Raw genomic sequence first — 20,116 nt, forward strand, 5'->3', positions numbered from 1 at the left:
CTTTTTCATATTTGACAATAATAGGACACTCTTCAATAATGATGGAAGATACATAAAATTGAAGGAGTTTTTGCCATGCGTATGTTCCTGCCAGCATTCAACTATGTGTGTATGCTGATTTTGTCTGTGATCACAGCGACATTCGTTTATACCATGTTGTTTGCCCCACCTGAATCCAGATTCAGTTATGTGGAGGTCACCAGTCTTTTTATTTTGATCGCTTATGTCCTATTTGCTGCACCTATCCAAATGGTTTTACACCGTCATCCTGAGAAGTTTCGGCGCCGTGATTTATTGGTTTATTTTATCGGGGCGTGGGTGGTTTGTTCGGCGCTTGCTTTATGGATTGATTATGGTGTTGTGGTCTTTATTAGCTACAAAGTTTATCTATTTAGCTTTTGCGCGGCCTTTATTTATTGGCTGCTTGATTCCGTTTTTTAAAAGAAAAATCAATCATAAAGGCTTTTCCCGTTTTTTCTCCTGAAAATGAACGTGTATGACCTTCGAGAATCCGCTTGATACAAAAGCAAGAGCCGTCATCAGAAGGACCCAGTATAGATTGCTAAGGTCAAATCCAGTATAAACGAAGATGAAAATCATCGAGATCACGGACGTTAATATGAGGACAGGCCATATCCGTTTAAATAGCAGATAACCAACAAATCCCCAAAGGAAAGCCATCACTGGTAGTGTAAATAAGATCAGATACATCGGATGGAGAAAAAGAAGACGCATGTCATTCACCCATTTCTTTTATGATGACCGACTCTATTAGATAGAGGCGGCTAAATGATGATATGCAGAAGCATACTCATACATGATTAGATAAATGGAAGTGAATTCCTGCTTCATCCGGCAAATCAACCACCCTGTGAATGTCCAGTGAAAGTCGTTGAAGGACAGTCACCACAGCTTTTTCCTCCTCATAGGCTATGGAGAAGACGCTAAAACGAGGTGGAAAAAAATGGCCCAGCTGTATGCAAAAAGTTGCCTTGATCAAAATCTACGATCACTAGATGAATGGAAGCAGGATGCTTTCACACAGTTTGGAGAAATGGTCGGGGATGAGGCAGATACATTTCCGTGTGTACCAGGCAGACAAGGATTTTTTCTCGATCATTTGCGTTATGGATTTGTCGGTGATCCGCGGGGAGAAGAGGCCGTGAATGAATTAGCAGAGCTTTTAAGGGAATACCAAAGCTGCTCTAGGGAAACCGGTCAATATGCTTCGTTCATTTGCTTTTTTGAAACACCGCAGGATATGAAGGAGTATTCGCTCGAAGAGTATGAGGAGCAGTTTTGGTCGATGGTTCAGCAATTACATCAAAAAGATGAAATGAAATGGCCAGAGGAAATTCCATCAGATCCTGAAAATCATGAATGGGAATTTTGTTTTCATGGGGAGCCTTATTTTATTTTATGCGCGACACCAGCGCATAAGCTAAGAAAAAGCCGTCATTTTCCTTATGTGATGTGGGCCTTTCAACCAAGGTGGGTGTTTGAAAAGATGAACGGTTCCACCACATTTGGTCAAAAAATGAGTAAACTCGTTCGGAAGAGGCTGAAGGCGTATGATCAAGTTGATGTACATCCAGCATTAAAATGGTATGGGGATCAGAAAAATTTAGAATGGAAACAATACTTTCTTTCAGATGATGAGGCGGAGAAACCAGCCTCCGCCAAATGTCCATTTACTGCTTTAAAAAACATGATGAAATTATGATGCGGCCTGATCCTGTTTCCACTTTTTTCTCATAAAGAGTACCATGATGCCAATGACAGCAATGATTCCAAGGCTAATAAAAAAGCCAGGTCGTCCGCTTGCCTCTGTCAGAGTACCTGAAACAGCTGCACCAATTAAGATCAGGGCAAGAACCATTTCGCACGTTTGGCGAGTGGATGGCTTTGACAGCTTTTTGCTCGAAAGCAGAATAAACACCCATGTGTACAAAAGGGTTAAGCCGGCTGCTGTTGTGAGATGCTCGTAAATGTGTTTGGACAAAAAGAGTGCCAGCAAAATGGAGACAATCAACCCTGCAGCAGTTAAAAGAATTGAAGACCATCTGACATGAGATGGTTCTTTTTGTTTAAAACAAGCAGGTGCATCCTGATGCTCCGACATCGTGCCGAGCAGTGTTGTGACCGCATAGAGGGAGGCAACCAATGTGGAAAACCCCGCAATAATGAAAATGCCATTAAAAATATGAAGGAAAATCGATAAATGAAATGGCTCCAGTGATGTAATAAATGGACTGCTATTCTCGTTAAAGGCTGTCACTGGCACAAGCAAAAGCGCAAGTCCGATGGAGACGATATAAATGACAGCAAGAATGATCAGCATCACACGTCCAGATTTTGCGGCGTCCTTCGGGTCTTTTAAATGAACCGCCATCAGCCCCATGACTTCAATCCCCCCGAAAGCATAAAACGCATAAATTAGCCCATTCCATAGACCGAGCGGACCGAGCGGCATCCATTCGTGGTCTTTATTTGGCAGGTGTAGGGTGGGCCTATGCTCTGTGAGAATGCCGCATAAAACAAGAACGGCAAGAATCATAAACAGCAGAATCGCCCCGGTCTTCAGCACGGCAAGGACATTTTCCGTCTTTTGAAAAGAAGAAAGCCCAATGATAATCACAAGCAGGGCAAGAGCGGAATAAATCGCTGAAAACACCCATAGTGGAATGGATGGAAACCAGTGACGAGTAAAAAGAGAAATCGCCGTCAGCTGACTCCCTGTGATGAGCATTTCTGAAAACCAATACACCCAGCCATTACTAAAACCCGCCCAGCGCCCATAGGCTTTTCGGGCATAGGAACAAAATGATCCCTTATCTGGGTTTTCGGCTGTCATCGCAGCCAGGTGTTTAAAGACGAGATATGTGCCGACTGCCGCAAGCAAAAATGAAATGCAGACGGAATAACCGGACTTTGTAATGGCGATGCTGGAACCAAGGAAGAAACCAGTGCCGATTGTACAGCCGACTCCGATAAGAGAAAGCTGCCACCAAGATAAAGATTGTTCTTCTTTCAATGCATGTGCAACACCTTTCTGATTCAATAGCATTAGCTTGTGACCGCCTCTTTTTTTTATACATGATCAAGAGGACGTTTTGGGCATACTGTCAACATGGAAAGGAGTGCATGTGATGAACGGAGAATACGTGATTTTACCAAAGGATGGGCTTGGTTTTCGGTTAGGAAAAGGACAATGTATGCGAGTGGTTGATGTCGAAGGGCAGCAAGTAGCAGATGTGATGGCCTATCATGAAAAGGATTTTTATGAAAAATTTGATCAAGGCGCTACAATGGATAGCCTGTTCTCTTCCAAGGTGAAAAAGGGAGATCAGCTTTATTCTAATTTATATAAACCAATGTTTACGGTCATTGAAGATACAGTTGAATGTCATGATTTATATATGCCTGCGTGCCGGCAAGAAATGTATCAACTCTTATATGGGCGTACGCACCTAGAGGTCATGCATACATGCTACGATAATCTCAGGACGGCCTTTGAGCCATTCGGGATTCCAAAAGAGGATATGTATTATCCTTTTAATGTCTTTATGAATACAGTCATTGATGATAAAGGAAAGTTGTCTGTCGAGCTGCCAAAATCGCTCTCCGGTGATTACATCCGCCTGCGTGCAGAAATGGACCTCATTGTCGCGGTGTCTGCATGTCCCGCCGACATTGGAAAATGCAATGGTTCAAGCTGTACATCCATCCGGGTGGAGATTGATTGAAAAGGAAAGACCAGTCAAAGCGGCTTGGTCTATTTCGTTTGTGAATGTTTGATCATTTATGAAAAAGGGGAACGTCTAAAAAATATCTTTTTTCAAAACATGATATAATAAAGTGGCTAAAATCGTAGGAAAATCAATTGAAATGGAAGTAAAACCTGTTCTCTTCATGTAGAGGATGCTTAGGAGGAAAAGTGTATGAGTTTGCAGAAAAAAATCAGCCAAGAGTTGCATGTGCAGCCCTCAATTGACCCAAAGCAGGAGATCGAAAAACGGGTTGGATTTCTAAAGGCTTACTTGAAAAAGACCGGTGCAAAAGGATTCGTTCTCGGTATTAGCGGCGGACAGGATTCAACGCTTGCCGGCCGTCTCGCTCAGCTCGCTGTAAGTGAGCTTCGTCAAGAAGGAAAAGAGGATGCTGTCTTTATTGCGGTCCGTCTTCCTCATGGCACGCAGCAGGATGAAGATGATGCGCAGCTGGCTCTATCATTTATTCAGCCGGACAAGTCTTGGAAATATGATATCGCGCCTGCCGTGACGGCATTCAGTGAACAATACCAAAAGGAAACAGGCGGTGCGCTGTCTGATTTTAATAAGGGGAACGTCAAAGCACGCATGAGAATGATCGCACAGTATGCCGTCGGTGGACAGGAAGGCTTACTTGTCATTGGAACGGATCATGCAGCCGAAGCTGTGACGGGCTTTTTCACGAAGTATGGGGATGGCGGTGCAGATGTCCTTCCGCTCACAGGTTTAACGAAACGCCAAGGACGGTTGCTGCTTGAGACCCTTCAGGCGCCGGAGCGATTATACTTAAAGAAACCGACAGCCGATCTGCTGGATGACAAGCCTCAACAAACGGATGAAACAGAACTTGGTATTACGTACAATGAAATTGATGATTACTTAGAAGGAAAACCAGTTTCAGATCAAGCAGCAGAAGCGATTGAAAAACGTTATGTTCAATCAGAACATAAACGTCAAGTACCAGCTTCTATGTTTGACGACTGGTGGAAATAAAATAAGTGACCTCTCCAGAAGATGGAGGGGTCTTTTTATGTCAAATTTCAGCTGGATTTGACAGAATGAATCGGAAATGGTTCATTAATTAGTAGAACGATCTACATAAGTCTGTTTGACTAAATAAAGGATATATTGAAGAATAAGTGGTGAAATAATTAGTTCGATTCACTTAATTTCTTATCAAAAGACAGTATTTTCAGAAAAAATGATTGACGATAAAAACGAATGCGCTTACAATGAAAACACATTCCAAAAAGTGAAATTGAATTCCACTAGACGGAATATAAGGAGTCGTTCATCTCCAAATAAGAGGCTAAAGGAATGATTCACACGATGAAAAATCGAAGTGCACTGGAAATATACAAAGAAGGAGGCGCTTGGTGGGAGACTGAGATTAGTCATATTCAAAAAAATTCAATTGAACTTCGGGGCTATCCAATTGAAGAGCTTATTGGTCAATTATCGTATCCACAAATGCTTTATTTACTGCTTGTTGGTGAATTGCTAGATGATTCGAAGGCAGCTCTTTTTGAAAGTGTTCTGGTCGCAGGTGCGGATCATGGGCCAAGGGCACCGTCTATTGCAGCGGCAAGAATGGGGGTTACATGCGGCATTTCGTTTAATTCCTCTGTTGCAACAGGGGTGAATCTATTAGGTGATATTCATGGCGGAGCCGGAGAAAAGGCGATGCGTATGTTATACGAAGCCAAAGCGGTTTATGATGCACAAAAAGATATGAAGTCTGCTGCAAAGCAAGTATGTCAGACGTGGTTAGCTCGCAAGGAAAAAATTCCAGGAATCGGTCATCAGCTGCATGATGATGATCCGAGAGTGAGACGGCTGTATGAGCTGAGTCAAACATATGTGCAGCAAGGTGATATCAGCGGAACGTACTTACGGTTAGCTGAGGCGATTAGACATGAACTAGAACAATTAAAAGGGAAAAAAATCACGATGAACATAGATGGTGTATCTGCTGCGATCCAATGTGAATTAAACATTCCAGCTGAAGCGGCAAAAGGCATCTTTTCCTTATCCAGAGGAATGGGCATCGTGGCGCATGCATATGAAGAGCTGACAAAAGGTGCCCTAGTGAAAGGTCCTTGTCCGAATGAAGAAAGACTGGTTCGTTATGCGGGGGTCGGGACGCGTCACTTGAAGGAGGGTGAGAAAATTTGAGTGAATTGAAAGCGTTATCATATATAAACGGCGAATGGCTGGATGCAAACCATGGCAAAGAAGATATCATCAATCCATACTCTGGGGAAAGCATCGGTACATCCTATCTTGCATCCTCAGAAGATATTGAACAAGCGCTTTCTATTGCGCAACAAGCTAAAAAACAAATAGCGGCAATATCAGCATTAGAACGCTCAACGCTTCTAACAAAGGCAGCCGCCTTATTGGAAGAACAAAAAGAGCATTTTGCAAAACTCATTTCTTTAGAATTAGGCAAACCGCTTAAAAATACAAGAGATGAAGTCTCACGATCAATTGAAACGCTGGCGCAGTCAGCCGAAGAAGCCAATCGACTAATCGGTGAGACCATTCCTGGCAATGTATCTTCCCGTGGACAGAGAGCAATGGCGATGACATTTAAAGTGCCGGTTGGGGTTGTGCTGGCGATTACGCCTTTTAATGCACCTCTCAACTTAATTTGTCACAAAATCGGTCCAGCTTTTGCGGCAGGGAATGCCATTATTTTAAAACCAGCACCGCAAACATCAGCTGTTGCCACAGCGTTTGTTAAGCTCCTGCTTGAAGCAGGGTTTCCTGAAAAGAGCCTGCAGCTTGTGATTGGAGGAGTAGACGCCGGCAGACAGTTAGTCACTGATGAAAGAACCAATCTTGTTTCTTTTACTGGCGGTGCGGTGGGCGGAGAACATATTTCAAACTCTGCTGGATTAAAAAAGGTACTGCTGGAACTCGGAGGAAATGGAGCGACGATTGTTCATCATGATGCAGATATCGAGCAAGCCGCATCTCTTTGCGCCAAAACGGGCTTTAGCAACTCTGGTCAAAGCTGTATTTCTGTTCAAAGAATTTATGTTCACAAGCAAATTTTGTCGACATTTACTGAGACACTTAAACAAAAAGTAGAACAGCTCGTCGTTGGAGATCCGCTGTCTAGTGAAAGTGATATCGGCTGTATGGTTGATGTACAGGCAGCAAAACGTGTGGAGGCATGGATACATGAGGCAGAGAAAATGGGTGCCGAGCTTCTATCTGGAGGACAACGAAATGGCGCAAGCATCACACCGGCTATTTTGCTAAACCCTCCAAAACAAGCCAAGGTTGTCTGTGAAGAAGTGTTCGGTCCAGTTGTCAGCATTCTCCCATACGAGGAGCTGGATGAGGCAATCAAAGAAGCAAACGATAGTCGATACGGTCTGCAGGCAGGCGTCTTTACGAATCAACTGGATATTGCGTTACACGCAGCAAAAGAGCTTGAAACTGGCGGCGTTGTCATCAATGGGACATCGAATTTTAGACTGGATCATTGGCCATATGGCGGAATTAAACGAAGCGGTATTGGAAGGGAAGGCCCGCGTTTCGCCATCGAGGAGATGACCGAAACCAAAATGGTTGTGCTGCCAAATGGGCTATAAAGGGGGGAGATGGATGTGAATATCTTTCAGCAAAAGGTAAAGAGTGCGCAGACAGGCGGTCAGCCGATGATTTGTACGCCGCTCATTGGACAAACAAAGGAAGAATTGTTTCTTGAAGTTGAGGTGTTAGCTGAGAAGAAGCCTGATGTGATAGAGTGGCGAGCGGATTTTTTCAATCACCTCAATGACAAGGAACAAGTCATCGACACCCTGAAAGGGATGATCGAAAAGGCAGGTAGCATCCCCTTTTTATTCACCATTCGTTCTGAAAAAGAGGGCGGCGAACGCATCTCACTCTCAGAGGATGAAAAGGTTTCCCTGCTTGTCGAGCTTTGTGCCACTCAGCTTGTGGCTGCCGTTGATTTTGAATTAATGCATGATGTCTCGCATATCCAGCAAGTCAGTCAGGCGGCTAAGAGAAACGGGGTCATCTTGATTGTGTCGTACCACGATTTCCATCGTACCCCGGAGGCAGATCGGCTTGTGGAGCTATTCACCAATGCAGAATCGGTTGGCGCCGATATCGCAAAGATTGCCGTCATGCCGCATTCCTATGAGGATGCACTGACACTGCTCTCTGCGACAGGCAAGGCGAAAAAGGATCTGTCCATCCCCGTTATTTCGATGGCGATGGGGGAATATGGTGCCTTCACAAGAATGGTAGGTGGACTCTTTGGGTCTGTCATGACCTTTGCTGTAGGGAAAGAAAGCTCGGCACCTGGACAAGTTGCGATACAGGATTTGAATGCCGTTCTATCGATTGTGTTTTCAAAGAATCAGTGAGTAGCAGATTCATAGCTGCACCGTGAGAGGAGAGAAACATGAAGAAGAATATATCTACACAGGTCATTCAGTATTTAGAAAATCGAGGAGTTGAGCATATCTTCGGTCTGTGCGGTCATACGAATATTGCTTTTTTATCAGCCCTAGAAAAAAGCCGTATTCAATTTGTGAATGTTAGACATGAACAGATAGCGGCGCATGCAGCAGACGGTTATGCACGAGCGAAAAAACAGACGGCTGTTGTGCTCAGTCACTTAGGTCCTGGACTCACCAATGCGGCAACAGGCGTAGCGAATGCCGCACTCGATTCCATTCCAATGGTTGTCATTGCAGGAGATGTTCCAAGTCATTACTACGGAAAGCACCCACACCAAGAAATCAATCTTCATTCCGATGCTTCTCAATACGAAATTTATCGCCCATTTGTGAAAAGAGCATGGCGAGTCGACATTCCAGAATTATTTCCAGAAATTTTATCAAAAGCGTTTCAGTTAGCTGAAAGCGGCCGCCCTGGGCCAGTCCTGATTTCAGTTCCGATGGATGTGTTCTCAAAAGACTTAGATGTGTCGTTATTTGAACAAATCGCTCATCATACACACACCGTTGAAAAACCATCTATTGATGATCAAACAGCGAATCGGATATTAGATCGATTGCTGCAGGCAGACAAACCGCTCTTATATGTAGGGGGAGGCATTTTACTAGCCGATGCAGCAGAAGAGTTAAAGGCATTTTCTGACCATTTGAGCATCCCTGTTGCCCATTCTCTGATGGGGAAAGGGGCGATGCCGGATGATCATCCAATGACCCTTGGCATGACAGGATTTTGGGGAACGAAATTTATCAATGATCAGTGTAAAGAAGCGGATTATATATTGGCATTAGGCACCCGTTTTGCTGAAGCAGATGCGAGTTCGTGGGAATCGGAGTATACGTTCAATTTCCAATCAACCAAGCTCATTCATATTGACATTGATCCGAATGAAATTGGCCGGAACTATCCTGTTGAAATTGGAGCGGTAGCAGATCTCAAGCAGGCGTTGACTGTACTCAATCGTGTGGCGAAAGAAAGGCTGCCAGAAGGTCTGGATCGCCCTCAATTGAAAAAAGACATTGCGGCATATCGTGAGGAATTTCAGAAGAGTAATTTGACGAATATTCAAGACGAGTCTTTCCCAATGAAACCACAGCGTATTTTGCAGGAAGTGCGAGAAGTATTGCCGCCGGATGCTTTCATTACAACCGATGTTGGCTGGAATAAAAATGGGGTCGGACAGCAATTTCCTGTATACACGCCAGGCACTATTTTAACCCCAGGTGGTTTTGCGACGATGGGATTTGGCGCTCCCGCTGCACTTGGAGCAAAGATTGCCCAGCCTGACCGTGTCGTTGTATCACTTGTTGGGGACGGCGGATTCGGTCAAAATCCATCTGTTCTCGCAACAGCCATGGAAGAAAACATTCCTGTCGTGTGGATTGTGATGAACAATAGTGCGTTTGGGACGATCGCCGGCTTGCAAATGGCACACTATGAAACGACATACGGCACTGTTTTTAGAAAAGATGGAGAAAGCTATTCGCCTGATTTTGCAGCCATTGCGAGAGGTTATGGGATGAAGGGAATCAAAATTACGGCGGCTTCTGAATTCAAAGAAGCTTTGGCTGAAGCGATCGCCTCTCAGGAACCATGTGTCATTGATGTAGCGATGAAAAATGATCCAGTGCCTACTGATGGACATTGGAACATTAATGATATTTATTCACCAAATACAAAACGCTCACATGTCAGTGTGAACTAAACATTACTAGGGAGGAATAAACAATGAAAATTAAAGTATTAAATCCATTTCAAGACGGTCATCCATTATGGTTAGGTTTAGATCATCCAGAAGAGAAAATGATTCGGAAGGTGTTTCAAACGATAACACCAGATACCGTAGGGTCAGAGCATATGATGGCAGGTCTCACTATTTTTGAGCCGGGCGAAGCAAGCTCGGTACACAATCACCCGGGTTCAGAAGAATTTGATTATGTGATTAAAGGGTCTGGCGAAGTCATTTGCGATGGAGAAAGACAAACATTTAAACAAAATGACTTTATGTTTATTCCAGATGGTGTCTCACATCAGCATGTGAACACAGGGGACGAACCTTTATGGCTGATTTGGCTCTATACACCGCAAGGGCAGCTTCCGAAGGACTAAAAAAACCTTGCACGAGAGAAAGAAGAAAAGGGGCTAAAATAGAAAGCATTTTAGCCCTTTATCAATTGAATGAAAGGGAGTCAAGCAATGAATAAGAATACACCGCTTGAAGGAATCAAAATATTAGATGTTTCTACGATGATTGCTGCACCATACGGCGCGGTGCTTCTAGGGGATTTCGGTGCAGAGGTCATTAAAGTCGAGATTCCTGGAAAAGGGGATACACTGCGGCATGTTGGTCCTTTTGCAGATGGTGAACCTTTGAGATGGTCAGGGCTCTCAAGGAATAAGAAATCTCTTACACTCGATTTGCACAAAGAAGAAGCAAAAGACATTTTTAAAAAGCTTGCAGCGCAGGTTGATGTGATCATTGAAAATTTTCGTCCGGGAACACTTGAAAAATGGGACGTTGGGTACGATGTATTAAAAGAAATCAACCCTCGTTTAATTATGATTCGTGTTTCGGGTTATGGGCAAACCGGTCCGTTTAAGGACAAGGCGGGATTTGGTACACCTGCGACGGCGTTTAGCGGCTTTACATATATTCAAGGGTTTCCAGATCGGCATCCAGTCAGCCCTTCCTTTTCCCTTACGGATTATATCGCAGGAATCTATGTGGCGTTTGCCACTGTGACAGCGATGTATTACCGTGACACACATCCAGAAGGAACTGGGCAAATGGTGGATTTGGCTCTCTATGAATCTGTGTTCCGCATGTTAGAATTTTTGGTTGCTGAATATGACAAGCTAGGGAAGGTGCGTGAGCGTTCACCAGGGTTAAGCGGTCATTCAAGCCCTGCTGGCACCTACGAGACAAAGGATGGGCATTATTTGGTTCTTGTGACGAGTACAGATTCGACCTTTAATCGATTGGCAGAGGCGATGAATCGCTTAGATTTACTTGAGAACGAGAAATTCTCTGTGAATGCAGCCAGGCTGAAGCATAACGATGAAATGGATGCGATCGTCTCGCAGTGGATTGCGTCCAAAACAAGAGATGACGTCCTAGACATTCTAGATACACATGGTGTGCCTGTGAGTCCGATTCTAAGCATTCGGGATATCTTTGAGCATCCGCAATTTAAAGCACGAGAAAATATTGTCGAGGTGCATCATCCGCGTCTTGGAAAAGTGAAGGTGCCTGGGATCATTCCGAAGTTTGAAAAAACCCCCGGCCGTATTCGCCATATTGCGCCTGATTTAGGTGAACATAATTATGAAATTTTAACGAAAATGCTTGGCTTCACAGAAGAAGAGTGTAAACAGTTAGAAGAAAAAGGGGTCATTTAAGACACTCAACCGATCCGCACGCTGCGGAAACAAAGGAGGATGGTTATGAAAGTGCATTCAGAACTGAAGGGGAACGACTTGCGGCCTGCTTATGCGAAACCAACAAAAGCTCGTTTCGGCATCTTGATTCTGTTGTTTTTTATTACCGCTATTAACTATATTGATCGAGCCAGTGTATCCATTGTTGCACCTGCGATTCAGTCTTCATTGCAATTAAACCCTGCCTTATTAGGCCTCATCTTTTCAGCATTTAGCTGGACCTATACAGCCATGCAGATCCCTGGCGGCTTTATTCTTGATAAGTTTGGATCAAAGGTAACGTATGGAATATCACTCATTACTTGGTCTATTTTCACCGGTTTACAGGCGTTTGCGAACAGCTTTGCCTTCTTATTTGGCTGCCGTTTGTTTATCGGAATTACAGAATCTCCCGCATTTCCTGCGAATAATCGCATTGTGACCACATGGTTTCCAAGGCGGGAACGCGCATTTGCAACAGGGGTTTATACCGCTGGAGAGTATGTGGGGCTTGCATTTGCGACACCTCTTCTTTTTTGGATTATGACAACTTTCGATTGGAGAACCGTCTTTATCACTGCAGGTGCGCTCGGTATTATATTTGCTTTCTTTTGGTACAAGTATTATCACGAACCGAAAGAGCATCCAAAGATCAATGAAGATGAGCTAGAATTGATCCGTCAAGGCGAAGGACTGACAGTGGCATCACAGGAGAAACTGAAATGGGCAGACTTTGCCGCACTTTTAAAATATCGTAAATTGATTGGACTCTATATTGGTCAATTTTCTGTTGCGTCTACCCTCTTTTTCTTTTTAACATGGTTTCCGACCTATTTAGCAGAGGCGAAAAATATGGCCTTTCTCAAAGTGGGTTTTGCGGCATCCCTGCCATACATCGCTGCATTCTTTGGGGTGCTGTTTGGAGGATATGTGTCTGACTGGCTGCTTAAAAAGGGTGTATCGGTCAATGTAGCGAGAAAGCTGCCGGTTGTGGTCGGTCTGCTTCTGACAAGTACCATTGTTTTAGCGAATTTTACAACGAATATCCCGCTTGTGCTGACTATTTTATCCATCGCCTCCTTTGCGCAAGGACTGTCTAATATCTCCTGGACCATGCTGTCTGAGGTGGCACCAAGAGAAATGGTCGGTCTGGCTGGCGGCGTATTCAACTTTTTTGCTAACTTATCCGGCATCATCACCCCGCTGATTATCGGATTCATTGTATCGGCGACAGGCTCTTACAACGGCGGTATTTTATTCGTCAGCTTAGTGGCATTAGGCGGAGCGTTGTCGTATATCTTTATTGTAGGTAAGATTGAGCGGATTCAATTAAAATAATAGAGAGCAAGAAAAAGAGAACTCATTGGGTTCTCTTTCAGCGTGTAGACAAACCCTCGCATTCGGTGTCAGTTCTGTGTGCCGGTGCTCACGAATGTCAAATTCGCTCCGCGCCGGTACTCGTCCTTCCTTGACTGCAAAGGTTTTCTATCACACTGAAAAAAGACAAAGGGCTAAAATCAAGTTCATTTTAGCCCTTTGTCAACAATCTTGAAAGAGAACTCATTGGGTTCTCTTTTTCTATGAATAAAAGATGACGGTGATGATCGTTGCACATGCGATACCCATGCTGATATAAAAACCAGCAAACCAGATATTCCATCGAGTGATTCGGTAAGGGTTGACCTTCATCAAATCGGCTAATAGGGAGACAGATACATTATATGGGCTAAACATGACCGTTGAGGTTCCAGCGATAATGAGCATGATTGCGATGGGAAGGGCAGGTAGTTCATGAATGACAGGTGCCATCAAGCTCACTAATAGAGCAAGCGAAACGAGCGGGTGAAAACCGCAAAGAGCGGTGATGAGAAAATACAGCCCGATGACCCCATAAACCCAAATGGCATGATCTGATATACTGACGATAAATGCTTGAATCGGCTGCAGGCTGTTTGTGACAAGCAGCATATCGACAAAGAAGCCCGCGCTTAAAAATAGACACATATAATTGGAGAGCTGACGGGTTCGTTCTTTCCAATGGGGAATAGAGACGGCTACATATTGTTTTCGTTTTTTGATGATAGACGAGAATAATAGAGCGAAAGGAATAATCGTCAGCACAACAGCGAACAGATAACCTTTCCCAACCCAGGCGTCAACAAGCGAAACGACTGTCATAAAACTGAGCAGCATGAAAGCAAGCTGAAGGGTTTTTCTCTTGATGCGATGAGGGTTGGAGTGAGCTTCCGCCGGCTGGATGATATGCGGCAATCGTTTGCTTTGACGAGAAAACAGCAACCAATCCGTCAACAGCACAAGCACCATTAAACAAAACGTAACGGGTGCAATCTGATAATATTTCAATTTGGTTGCATCAATGGTGACACTCACCAGTACTTCGACAGGACTCCAGCTAAGACATAGCGCATATGACCTTAAAAGATTGCGCGTATAAAGGTGCTGTTTGACTTGTTCCTGAAGGGCGTTCAGCGATGGTTTCAAGGATGTATATAATAAGGGAATCGTTGCGATATTTAAAAACATGCCAAGAACATGAGTGACAAATGAACTCTTGCGATAAAGCTGATTTGTGCTCGTTGTATGTAAGGTAAGCAGTTTATTTAATTGAGTATCGAAATGCCCAACGTGTATGAGAGAATGAATAAATGGCAGCATGAAAAATAAAGAAAGCAAGCCTAGCATGGAATGAAAATGAAGAAAAAGCGTATGCAAAGGCTGTTCTGACCAGAAAAATAACACCAATCCAATCAAGAGAAACATAGCACCCGTTTTCAAATAAAGCCCATTGGCCTTCTTAAAGGAAATGGTAAGCGAAGCAGCCGCCAGCAGACCAACCAAATAGGAGAGAATCGGAGCAGGGAATAGTTGATGAACGATGTATAAGCTAATAAGAAGTGTGAAAATGAGCAGGTAGATCATGATATCTCCTCCATCAAAACATCTATCGGTTTTATTCCGTACAATGGAATTTGTTTTCTTTTAATGGAACATTTAAAATGGATTATAGCAAAATTGGTTAATCATGTCGATAAGAAATCAAAGGGGAAAAGGAGAAAGTGAACATGGCTGATAAAAAGTCAAAAGAAGAATCAGGATTGCGTACCGTTCAGCGCGCTTTGGATATTCTTTCTTGCTTTAGCGAAGAACGTCAAGAGTTGACGCTAACGGACATTTCAAAAGAGATGAACTTAGCAATGTCTACCACAACGAGACTGCTCAAGGCACTTGAAATGAATCATTTTGTGGAAAAGAACCAAGAGACAATGAAGTACCGGCTCGGTCAAAGACTTTATCTTCTCGGTTATATTGCTGGGAAGTCCATCAAATTGAGGGAACTGGCAAAACCGCTCATGTACACACTTCGTGATGAAACAAAGGAAACCGTTAACCTGTATGTGCTGGATCACAAAAGCAGGGTATGTATTGAACAAGCCGAAGGGCTGCAATCGATTCGGCATCTTGTGAAAATCGGTGAGAAGCTGCCGTTATACGCTGGTGCTGGTGGAAAGGTGCTGCTTGCTTTCCAAAGCGAAGAGTTTCAACAGCAAGTTTTTGCATCTGAGGCTGATCACATGACGATGGAGGAATGGCGAAAAGAATGTCGTCATATTCTTGAAACGTATACGGCTTGCAGTATTGATGAACGGGAAGTCGGATCGGCGGCAGTGGCGGCACCGATCTTTAACATTCATGGGGAGGTGCAGGCATGTTTATCCATATCTGGACCGACCCAACGATTTACTGAAGATGTCATCCCTCAATTGCAGCAAAAAGTGAAAGAGCATGCCGAGAAGCTCTCCGAACAGCTCGGTTACGTCGTCAAACACAATTTTTAAGAATGCCTATCTTTTCTCAGTCCATTTATCATATAATAGAAACATTATGTAGCATTCCTTGTCGTAAGGAGGACGTGTCACGAACATGAAAAACAATAGAGAGATTCCTGTGAGACAGCGAAATATTGTCCTCATTGGCTTTATGGGCGTTGGGAAAACAACCATTGGGCAGCTGGTTGCCAAAAAGTTATATAGAGATTTTATTGATGTTGATCAGGAGATTGAGAAAAAGTACAACATGACGATTCCAGAAATGTTTCAGCAAAAAGGAGAAGCGTTCTTCAGACAGGCTGAAAAGGACTATATTGTCGATTTATGTGAACATACTCAGCTAAAGATCGTGTCTCTTGGAGGCGGTGCGTTTAAACAGGAAGAAATCAAACGATCTTGCTTAAAGCATTGTACGGTTCTTTTCCTTGACCTATCTTGGGAGAATTGGAAGCAGCGGCTGGATATTTTAATTGAAAACCGTCCTGTTCTTCATAACCGCACGCTTGACGAGATGAAAGAGCTGTTTGAAGAGCGCCGGGAAATTTATTCCCTTCATAACTCAAGAGTGGAAACAGATCATCTAGAAGCTGAAGAAGTCGCCAATTATATTGTCGACACACTCAAGCTCGGCTGGGATTTATATTCGAAATAAAAAAGTCTACCCTAAGGGGGTAGACTTTTTCTATTAGATCTAGAGTAGTCAAAGAAATGACAGTCTAAGTTGGATGATGGATGAAAAAAAGAAGAAAAGATGTTTTTTCCTTCGTCATTATATCAAAATGCATGCATCCTTTATGTGGTGTGTCTAGCCGTTTGAAAAAAGTGGTGATCAGACTACAACTAGGTCAAGATGATGAGGTTTTTTAATTGATGTGGGAAAAGAAATATATCTCTCATTTTCTTTTTTTAAAAAAATTAAATAGTATCTAAATTCTAATAATAGTTTTTTGAATTATTATAATTTTTAAAAATATTGTTGACACCTTCGGTTATACCATTCTATGATTATTAACGTAAACGCTTACCGTAAACGTTTACTATAACGGATGGGGAGGAATTTGTTGATGAAAAATAAAGAAAAATGGAGCGGTGTATTCCCGGCAGTCTTAATTCCTTTTAAAGATGACTATTCAATTGATGAACCTGCTTTTCGTAAGCTTGTTCGCTGGGTGGCGGAGCACGAAGGGATTAATGGGATCGTTGTCAATGGACATACTGGCGAGATTATGACTTTGTTGCCACATGAACGAGCTGAAGCTGTGCGCATTGCAGCCGACGAATTAATGGGAGAAATTCCTGTCATTTCTGGGGTTTCAGCTGAAGGGACAATTGAAGCGATCCAGCATGCAAAAGCAGTGGAGGAAGCTGGAGGAGAAGGTATTCTTCTTATGCCGCCACATTCATGGCTGAGATTCGGTATGCAGCCTGAGTCACCTGTCCAATTCTTTAAAGATGTTGCAGAAGCAATTGACATTTCAATCATCGTTCATCAATATCCAACATGGACAAAAACCTCTTATACAACCAGTCAATTATTAGAAATGTCGGAGATTCCAAACGTTGTCTCATTTAAAATCGGTCAAAGAGACATGGCGCAATATGAAGTCGATGTGCGCGCACTGAAAAAGCATGCACCAGATGTATCGTTGCTCACATGTCACGATGAATATTTATTGCCAACATTAGTTCAAGGGATTGATGGGGCGCTTGTAGGTTTTGGCTGCTTTGTACCAGATTTGATTGCTGAGCTTGTGAAATGTGTGGAAGAACAAGACCTTGTAGCGGCTAATAAAGTTTACGATAGAATCTTTGAATTAAAGCATGCTGTGTATAAAATGGATGAACCTTCCTCTACCTCTCATCTGCGAATGAAGGAAGCGATGTTCCAGCGAGGTTTGATCAGCAGTTCGCTTGCGAGGAAACCAGTATTACCTTTAACTCATAAGGAAAAAGAAGAGATTCGTCAGGGCCTTCAAAGTGTTGGTTTACTTAAGGAAAACGTTAGTAAATAACAGACCATTGATTTCATGATGAAGGTGAGTCAGGTTATAATAGATTATAAAACAACAGACTCCCGGAGGTATGAAATGTGTCAGTAAGTATTAAAGATGTAGCATTGAAAGCTGGAGTGTCTATCGCATCTGTTTCCCGAGTATTAAGTGGTAAACCAGGAGTAGGTGCTCAAACGGCTGAAAGAATCAAACAAGTGATTGATGAATTAGGCTATCGTCCTAATTTAGGAGCTAGAGGGCTCGTTAAAAGAAAGACTGGCAATATTGCTGTCGTGGTTCCTCGTGGTTCGTATATTTTGAATAATCCATTTTTTTCGACGATTTTAGATGGGATAGCGAAGGAATTAGATGAGACTGAATTCAATATGTTGATGTCATTTACATCTGTACAGCAGCAGCGATTACTTGAAACGCAAGCTGTAGATGGTGCTATTTTATTTTCTCCAAGAAATGAAGAATTGAGCATGGATTGGTTAAAAAGTTTGGCTATTCCCATTATCGTTGTCGGAAGTTACTTAGAGGATTCTCCATTTCCATGTGTCAGGCCTGATGATGAAGAAGGTGTGTGCCAATCTGTAACGGCCTTATTTGATAAAGGTCATCGAACCATTGGACTGGTCAATGGTCCAATGAGTTCGATGCATAGTGTGAGGTATTATAAGGGGTATGAGCGTACTCTGAAAAGTTTAGGATTAACAATGAACAAAGAGCTTGTGTTTGAGTTAGATGAATTTGATGGGGGAAAAGTAGTAGAAGTGGTTTCTCAATTTCTCCAAGGAAACCAGCACATGACTGGAGTTGTTTGCTCTTCAGATTTTTTGGCGATAGGGGTCATGAAAGCGGCAGATATCGCAAATGTGTCAATACCTCATGATTTATCTGTCGTTGGTGCTGATGATGTGCCCATTGCAAGTTTTCTAACCCCTTCTTTATCTTCTGTTCATGTTGATTTAGTTGGAATGGGAAGAAAAGCGGTTTCTTTACTAATGCAGTTAGTAGAAGGAGAACAGTTAGAGAAGATGGAACATATCTTTCCGATGTACTATGTAGATCGTGGCACCACGGGAACGCCAAAAAAGAAATGATAGATGCTGAAAACTCGTATGATCGCTTTAGAATGTCTCTTCATTTAAAATGTAAGCGATTTCTTTTGTGCTCATCAGCATGTACTTTTGCATCATTTCCTCTATTAAGGAGGAGATACCATGACGTTAGAACTCAGCGGAAATTCAAATTCTCATGATGAGCAAGTTGTTGATAGAGCTTCACAACTATTGACTAGGATGGAAAGTGTACCTTTTTCGAGATGGCATTTAAAACCTCGTATCATTATGGGATCTGCTACCTTTTTTGATGCTTTTGATGCGCTATCTTTAGCGTTTGTTCTCCCAGTTCTCATCGGCATGTGGAATTTATCACCTGCTCAAATTGGTCTTCTTATTGGGTCTGGTTATATCGGACAAGCGATTGGTGCTATTTTCTTTGGATGGTTAGCAGAAAGACGTGGCCGTGTATTTAGTGCAAAGTGGACTGTATTTCTCATGTCTATTATGAGTATCGCATGTGTATTTTCAGGTAACTTTATGGCCCTTTTTATTTTTCGTTTTATACAGGGGATTGGAGTAGGAGGAGAAGTGCCAGTAGCGGCCTCATATATCAATGAGTTGTCTCGGGCCCAAGGGAGAGGGAGATTTTTTATGCTTTATGAGATGATTTTTCCATTAGGATTAATGATCTCAGCTCAAATTGGTGCATTTGTTGTACCTAGCTTTGGGTGGAAATGGATGTTCTTGATTGGTGGAATTGGCGGTTTGATCGTCTTTGTCTTCTTTTTCATGTTGCGCGAATCTCCAAGATGGCTTATTTCAAAAGGCAGGTTAGATGAAGCCGAAAGAATCATTGAAGAGATTGAAGCTAGTACGGACAAACGAATGCCTGTTGCAAATCAGGTATCCAGCAGCACTGAAAAAGGCGACTGGAAAGAGCTCTTTTCTACTTTTTATCGTAAAAGAACATTGATCGTATGGGGACTATGGTTTTCTGCCTACTTTGTATCGAATGGACTAAATAACTGGTTACCGAGTCTTTATAATACTGTTTACAATTTGCCAGTTGGAGATTCATTAAGGGCAGCCTCTCTCACAAATATTTTACAGACCATAGGGGTATTCGCTTGTGCATTTTTAATCGATAAAGTAGGACGGAAGCGCTGGGCAACCATTGCATTTATCGTAACAGGTGCTTTATTAACGGCTTTATGGATCAGCGGAGCGAATTCTCCAGAAAGCGTTATTTATTTAGGGTCCGCTGCCTACGGAATGATGGGGACAATTACAGTTCTTCTCTATTTATATACACCTGAAATCTATCCAACCCGTATGAGGGTAATTGGTACGGCATTTGCTACAGCGTGGCTTAGGCTGGCCTCAGCGATCGCTCCTATTATGATAGGTTTTATTTTAGAGGTGAGCGGTGTTTCAACTATTTTTATTCTTTTTGCAAGTGTGACTGTAGTGGGAGCAATTCTTGCTTTTAAAATGATCGAAACGCGAGAGAAAGTATTAGAAGATATTGCACCGTAAGTGAT

The 20,116-nt window shown here is 42.9% G+C and carries 19 protein-coding genes; 16 read left to right on the plus strand and 3 right to left on the minus strand.

From position 1 onward, the window contains the following. Positions 1–75 precede the first annotated feature (75 nt). Positions 76–441, plus strand: a complete 366-nt coding sequence (locus MHI41_RS01765; protein WP_342494469.1) for a UPF0715 family protein — start codon at positions 76–78, stop codon at positions 439–441. Positions 442–453: 12 nt separating this feature from the next. Here the strand turns inward: MHI41_RS01765 and MHI41_RS01770 are convergent, their stop codons facing one another. Continuing rightward, positions 454–735 carry a DUF2651 family protein gene (locus MHI41_RS01770; protein WP_008342109.1) on the minus strand — a complete coding sequence of 94 codons (282 nt, stop codon included), beginning with the start codon at positions 733–735 and terminating at the stop codon, positions 454–456. 229 nt (positions 736–964) lie between these two features. On the opposite strand from MHI41_RS01770, the gene MHI41_RS01775 reads away from it, so the two are divergent. After that, on the plus strand, positions 965–1,723 hold the full coding sequence (locus MHI41_RS01775; protein ID WP_017366569.1) for a YqcI/YcgG family protein: 759 nt from the start codon (positions 965–967) through the stop codon (positions 1,721–1,723). Here the strand turns inward: MHI41_RS01775 and MHI41_RS01780 are convergent. Next, positions 1,718–3,067 (minus strand): amino acid permease, encoded by a 1,350-nt coding sequence (locus tag MHI41_RS01780; RefSeq protein WP_008342107.1) that lies wholly within the window; start codon positions 3,065–3,067, stop codon positions 1,718–1,720. The two genes, MHI41_RS01775 and MHI41_RS01780, sit on opposite strands and share 6 nt — an antisense overlap. A gap of 82 nt (positions 3,068–3,149) precedes the next feature. On the opposite strand from MHI41_RS01780, the gene MHI41_RS01785 reads away from it, so the two are divergent. From MHI41_RS01785 to MHI41_RS01825, 9 genes are all read left to right on the plus strand, one after another. Continuing rightward, entirely contained in the window at positions 3,150–3,746 is a 597-nt protein-coding gene (locus MHI41_RS01785; RefSeq protein ID WP_008342104.1) for an urea carboxylase-associated family protein, read from the plus strand. A 195-nt stretch (positions 3,747–3,941) separates the two neighbouring features. Beyond that, on the plus strand, positions 3,942–4,763 hold the full coding sequence (gene nadE / locus MHI41_RS01790) for an ammonia-dependent NAD(+) synthetase (RefSeq protein ID WP_007498287.1): 822 nt from the start codon (positions 3,942–3,944) through the stop codon (positions 4,761–4,763). A gap of 324 nt (positions 4,764–5,087) precedes the next feature. Further along, positions 5,088–5,945 (plus strand): citryl-CoA lyase, encoded by an 858-nt coding sequence (locus MHI41_RS01795; RefSeq protein WP_342494470.1) that lies wholly within the window; start codon positions 5,088–5,090, stop codon positions 5,943–5,945. Continuing rightward, positions 5,942–7,375, plus strand: coding sequence for an aldehyde dehydrogenase family protein (locus MHI41_RS01800; protein ID WP_342494471.1), 1,434 nt, complete (start codon positions 5,942–5,944; stop codon positions 7,373–7,375). Before MHI41_RS01795 ends, MHI41_RS01800 begins: the two co-directional genes overlap by 4 nt. A gap of 9 nt (positions 7,376–7,384) precedes the next feature. Then, a complete protein-coding gene (aroD, locus tag MHI41_RS01805; RefSeq protein ID WP_342494472.1) occupies positions 7,385–8,158 on the plus strand; it encodes a type I 3-dehydroquinate dehydratase in 774 nt (257 codons plus the stop codon). Positions 8,159–8,196: 38 nt separating this feature from the next. Further along, on the plus strand, positions 8,197–9,957 hold the full coding sequence (locus tag MHI41_RS01810) for a thiamine pyrophosphate-binding protein (RefSeq protein ID WP_056703027.1): 1,761 nt from the start codon (positions 8,197–8,199) through the stop codon (positions 9,955–9,957). Positions 9,958–9,980: 23 nt separating this feature from the next. Then, complete coding sequence (locus MHI41_RS01815; protein WP_272511975.1) at positions 9,981–10,361, plus strand: cupin domain-containing protein; 381 nt, start codon at positions 9,981–9,983, stop codon at positions 10,359–10,361. 87 nt (positions 10,362–10,448) lie between these two features. Then, complete coding sequence (locus tag MHI41_RS01820; protein WP_008342089.1) at positions 10,449–11,651, plus strand: CoA transferase; 1,203 nt, start codon at positions 10,449–10,451, stop codon at positions 11,649–11,651. A 45-nt stretch (positions 11,652–11,696) separates the two neighbouring features. Continuing rightward, complete coding sequence (locus MHI41_RS01825) at positions 11,697–13,007, plus strand: MFS transporter (protein ID WP_008342087.1); 1,311 nt, start codon at positions 11,697–11,699, stop codon at positions 13,005–13,007. Positions 13,008–13,247: 240 nt separating this feature from the next. Here the strand turns inward: MHI41_RS01825 and MHI41_RS01830 are convergent, their stop codons facing one another. Further along, a complete protein-coding gene (locus tag MHI41_RS01830) occupies positions 13,248–14,609 on the minus strand; it encodes a hypothetical protein (protein ID WP_342494473.1) in 1,362 nt (453 codons plus the stop codon). 143 nt (positions 14,610–14,752) lie between these two features. Between MHI41_RS01830 and MHI41_RS01835 the strand changes: the two genes are divergently transcribed. The 5 genes from MHI41_RS01835 (at position 14,753) to MHI41_RS01855 (ending at position 20,111) form a co-directional block, all read left to right on the plus strand. Next, positions 14,753–15,526: an IclR family transcriptional regulator gene (locus tag MHI41_RS01835; protein WP_342494474.1), complete on the plus strand. Its 774-nt coding sequence runs from the start codon at positions 14,753–14,755 to the stop codon at positions 15,524–15,526. 85 nt (positions 15,527–15,611) lie between these two features. Next, positions 15,612–16,169 carry a shikimate kinase gene (locus tag MHI41_RS01840; RefSeq protein WP_007498270.1) on the plus strand — a complete coding sequence of 186 codons (558 nt, stop codon included), beginning with the start codon at positions 15,612–15,614 and terminating at the stop codon, positions 16,167–16,169. A gap of 412 nt (positions 16,170–16,581) precedes the next feature. Then, entirely contained in the window at positions 16,582–17,529 is a 948-nt protein-coding gene (locus tag MHI41_RS01845) for a dihydrodipicolinate synthase family protein (RefSeq protein ID WP_342494476.1), read from the plus strand. Between the two features lie 77 nt (positions 17,530–17,606). Next, entirely contained in the window at positions 17,607–18,614 is a 1,008-nt protein-coding gene (locus MHI41_RS01850) for a LacI family DNA-binding transcriptional regulator (protein ID WP_065459800.1), read from the plus strand. A 120-nt stretch (positions 18,615–18,734) separates the two neighbouring features. Then, positions 18,735–20,111: an MFS transporter gene (locus MHI41_RS01855; protein ID WP_065459802.1), complete on the plus strand. Its 1,377-nt coding sequence runs from the start codon at positions 18,735–18,737 to the stop codon at positions 20,109–20,111. Positions 20,112–20,116: the final 5 nt, after the last annotated feature.

Source organism: Bacillus sp. FSL M7-0307 (assembly GCF_038627835.1).
In the GTDB taxonomy this organism is placed as follows: Bacteria; Bacillota; Bacilli; order Bacillales; family Bacillaceae; genus Bacillus; species Bacillus altitudinis.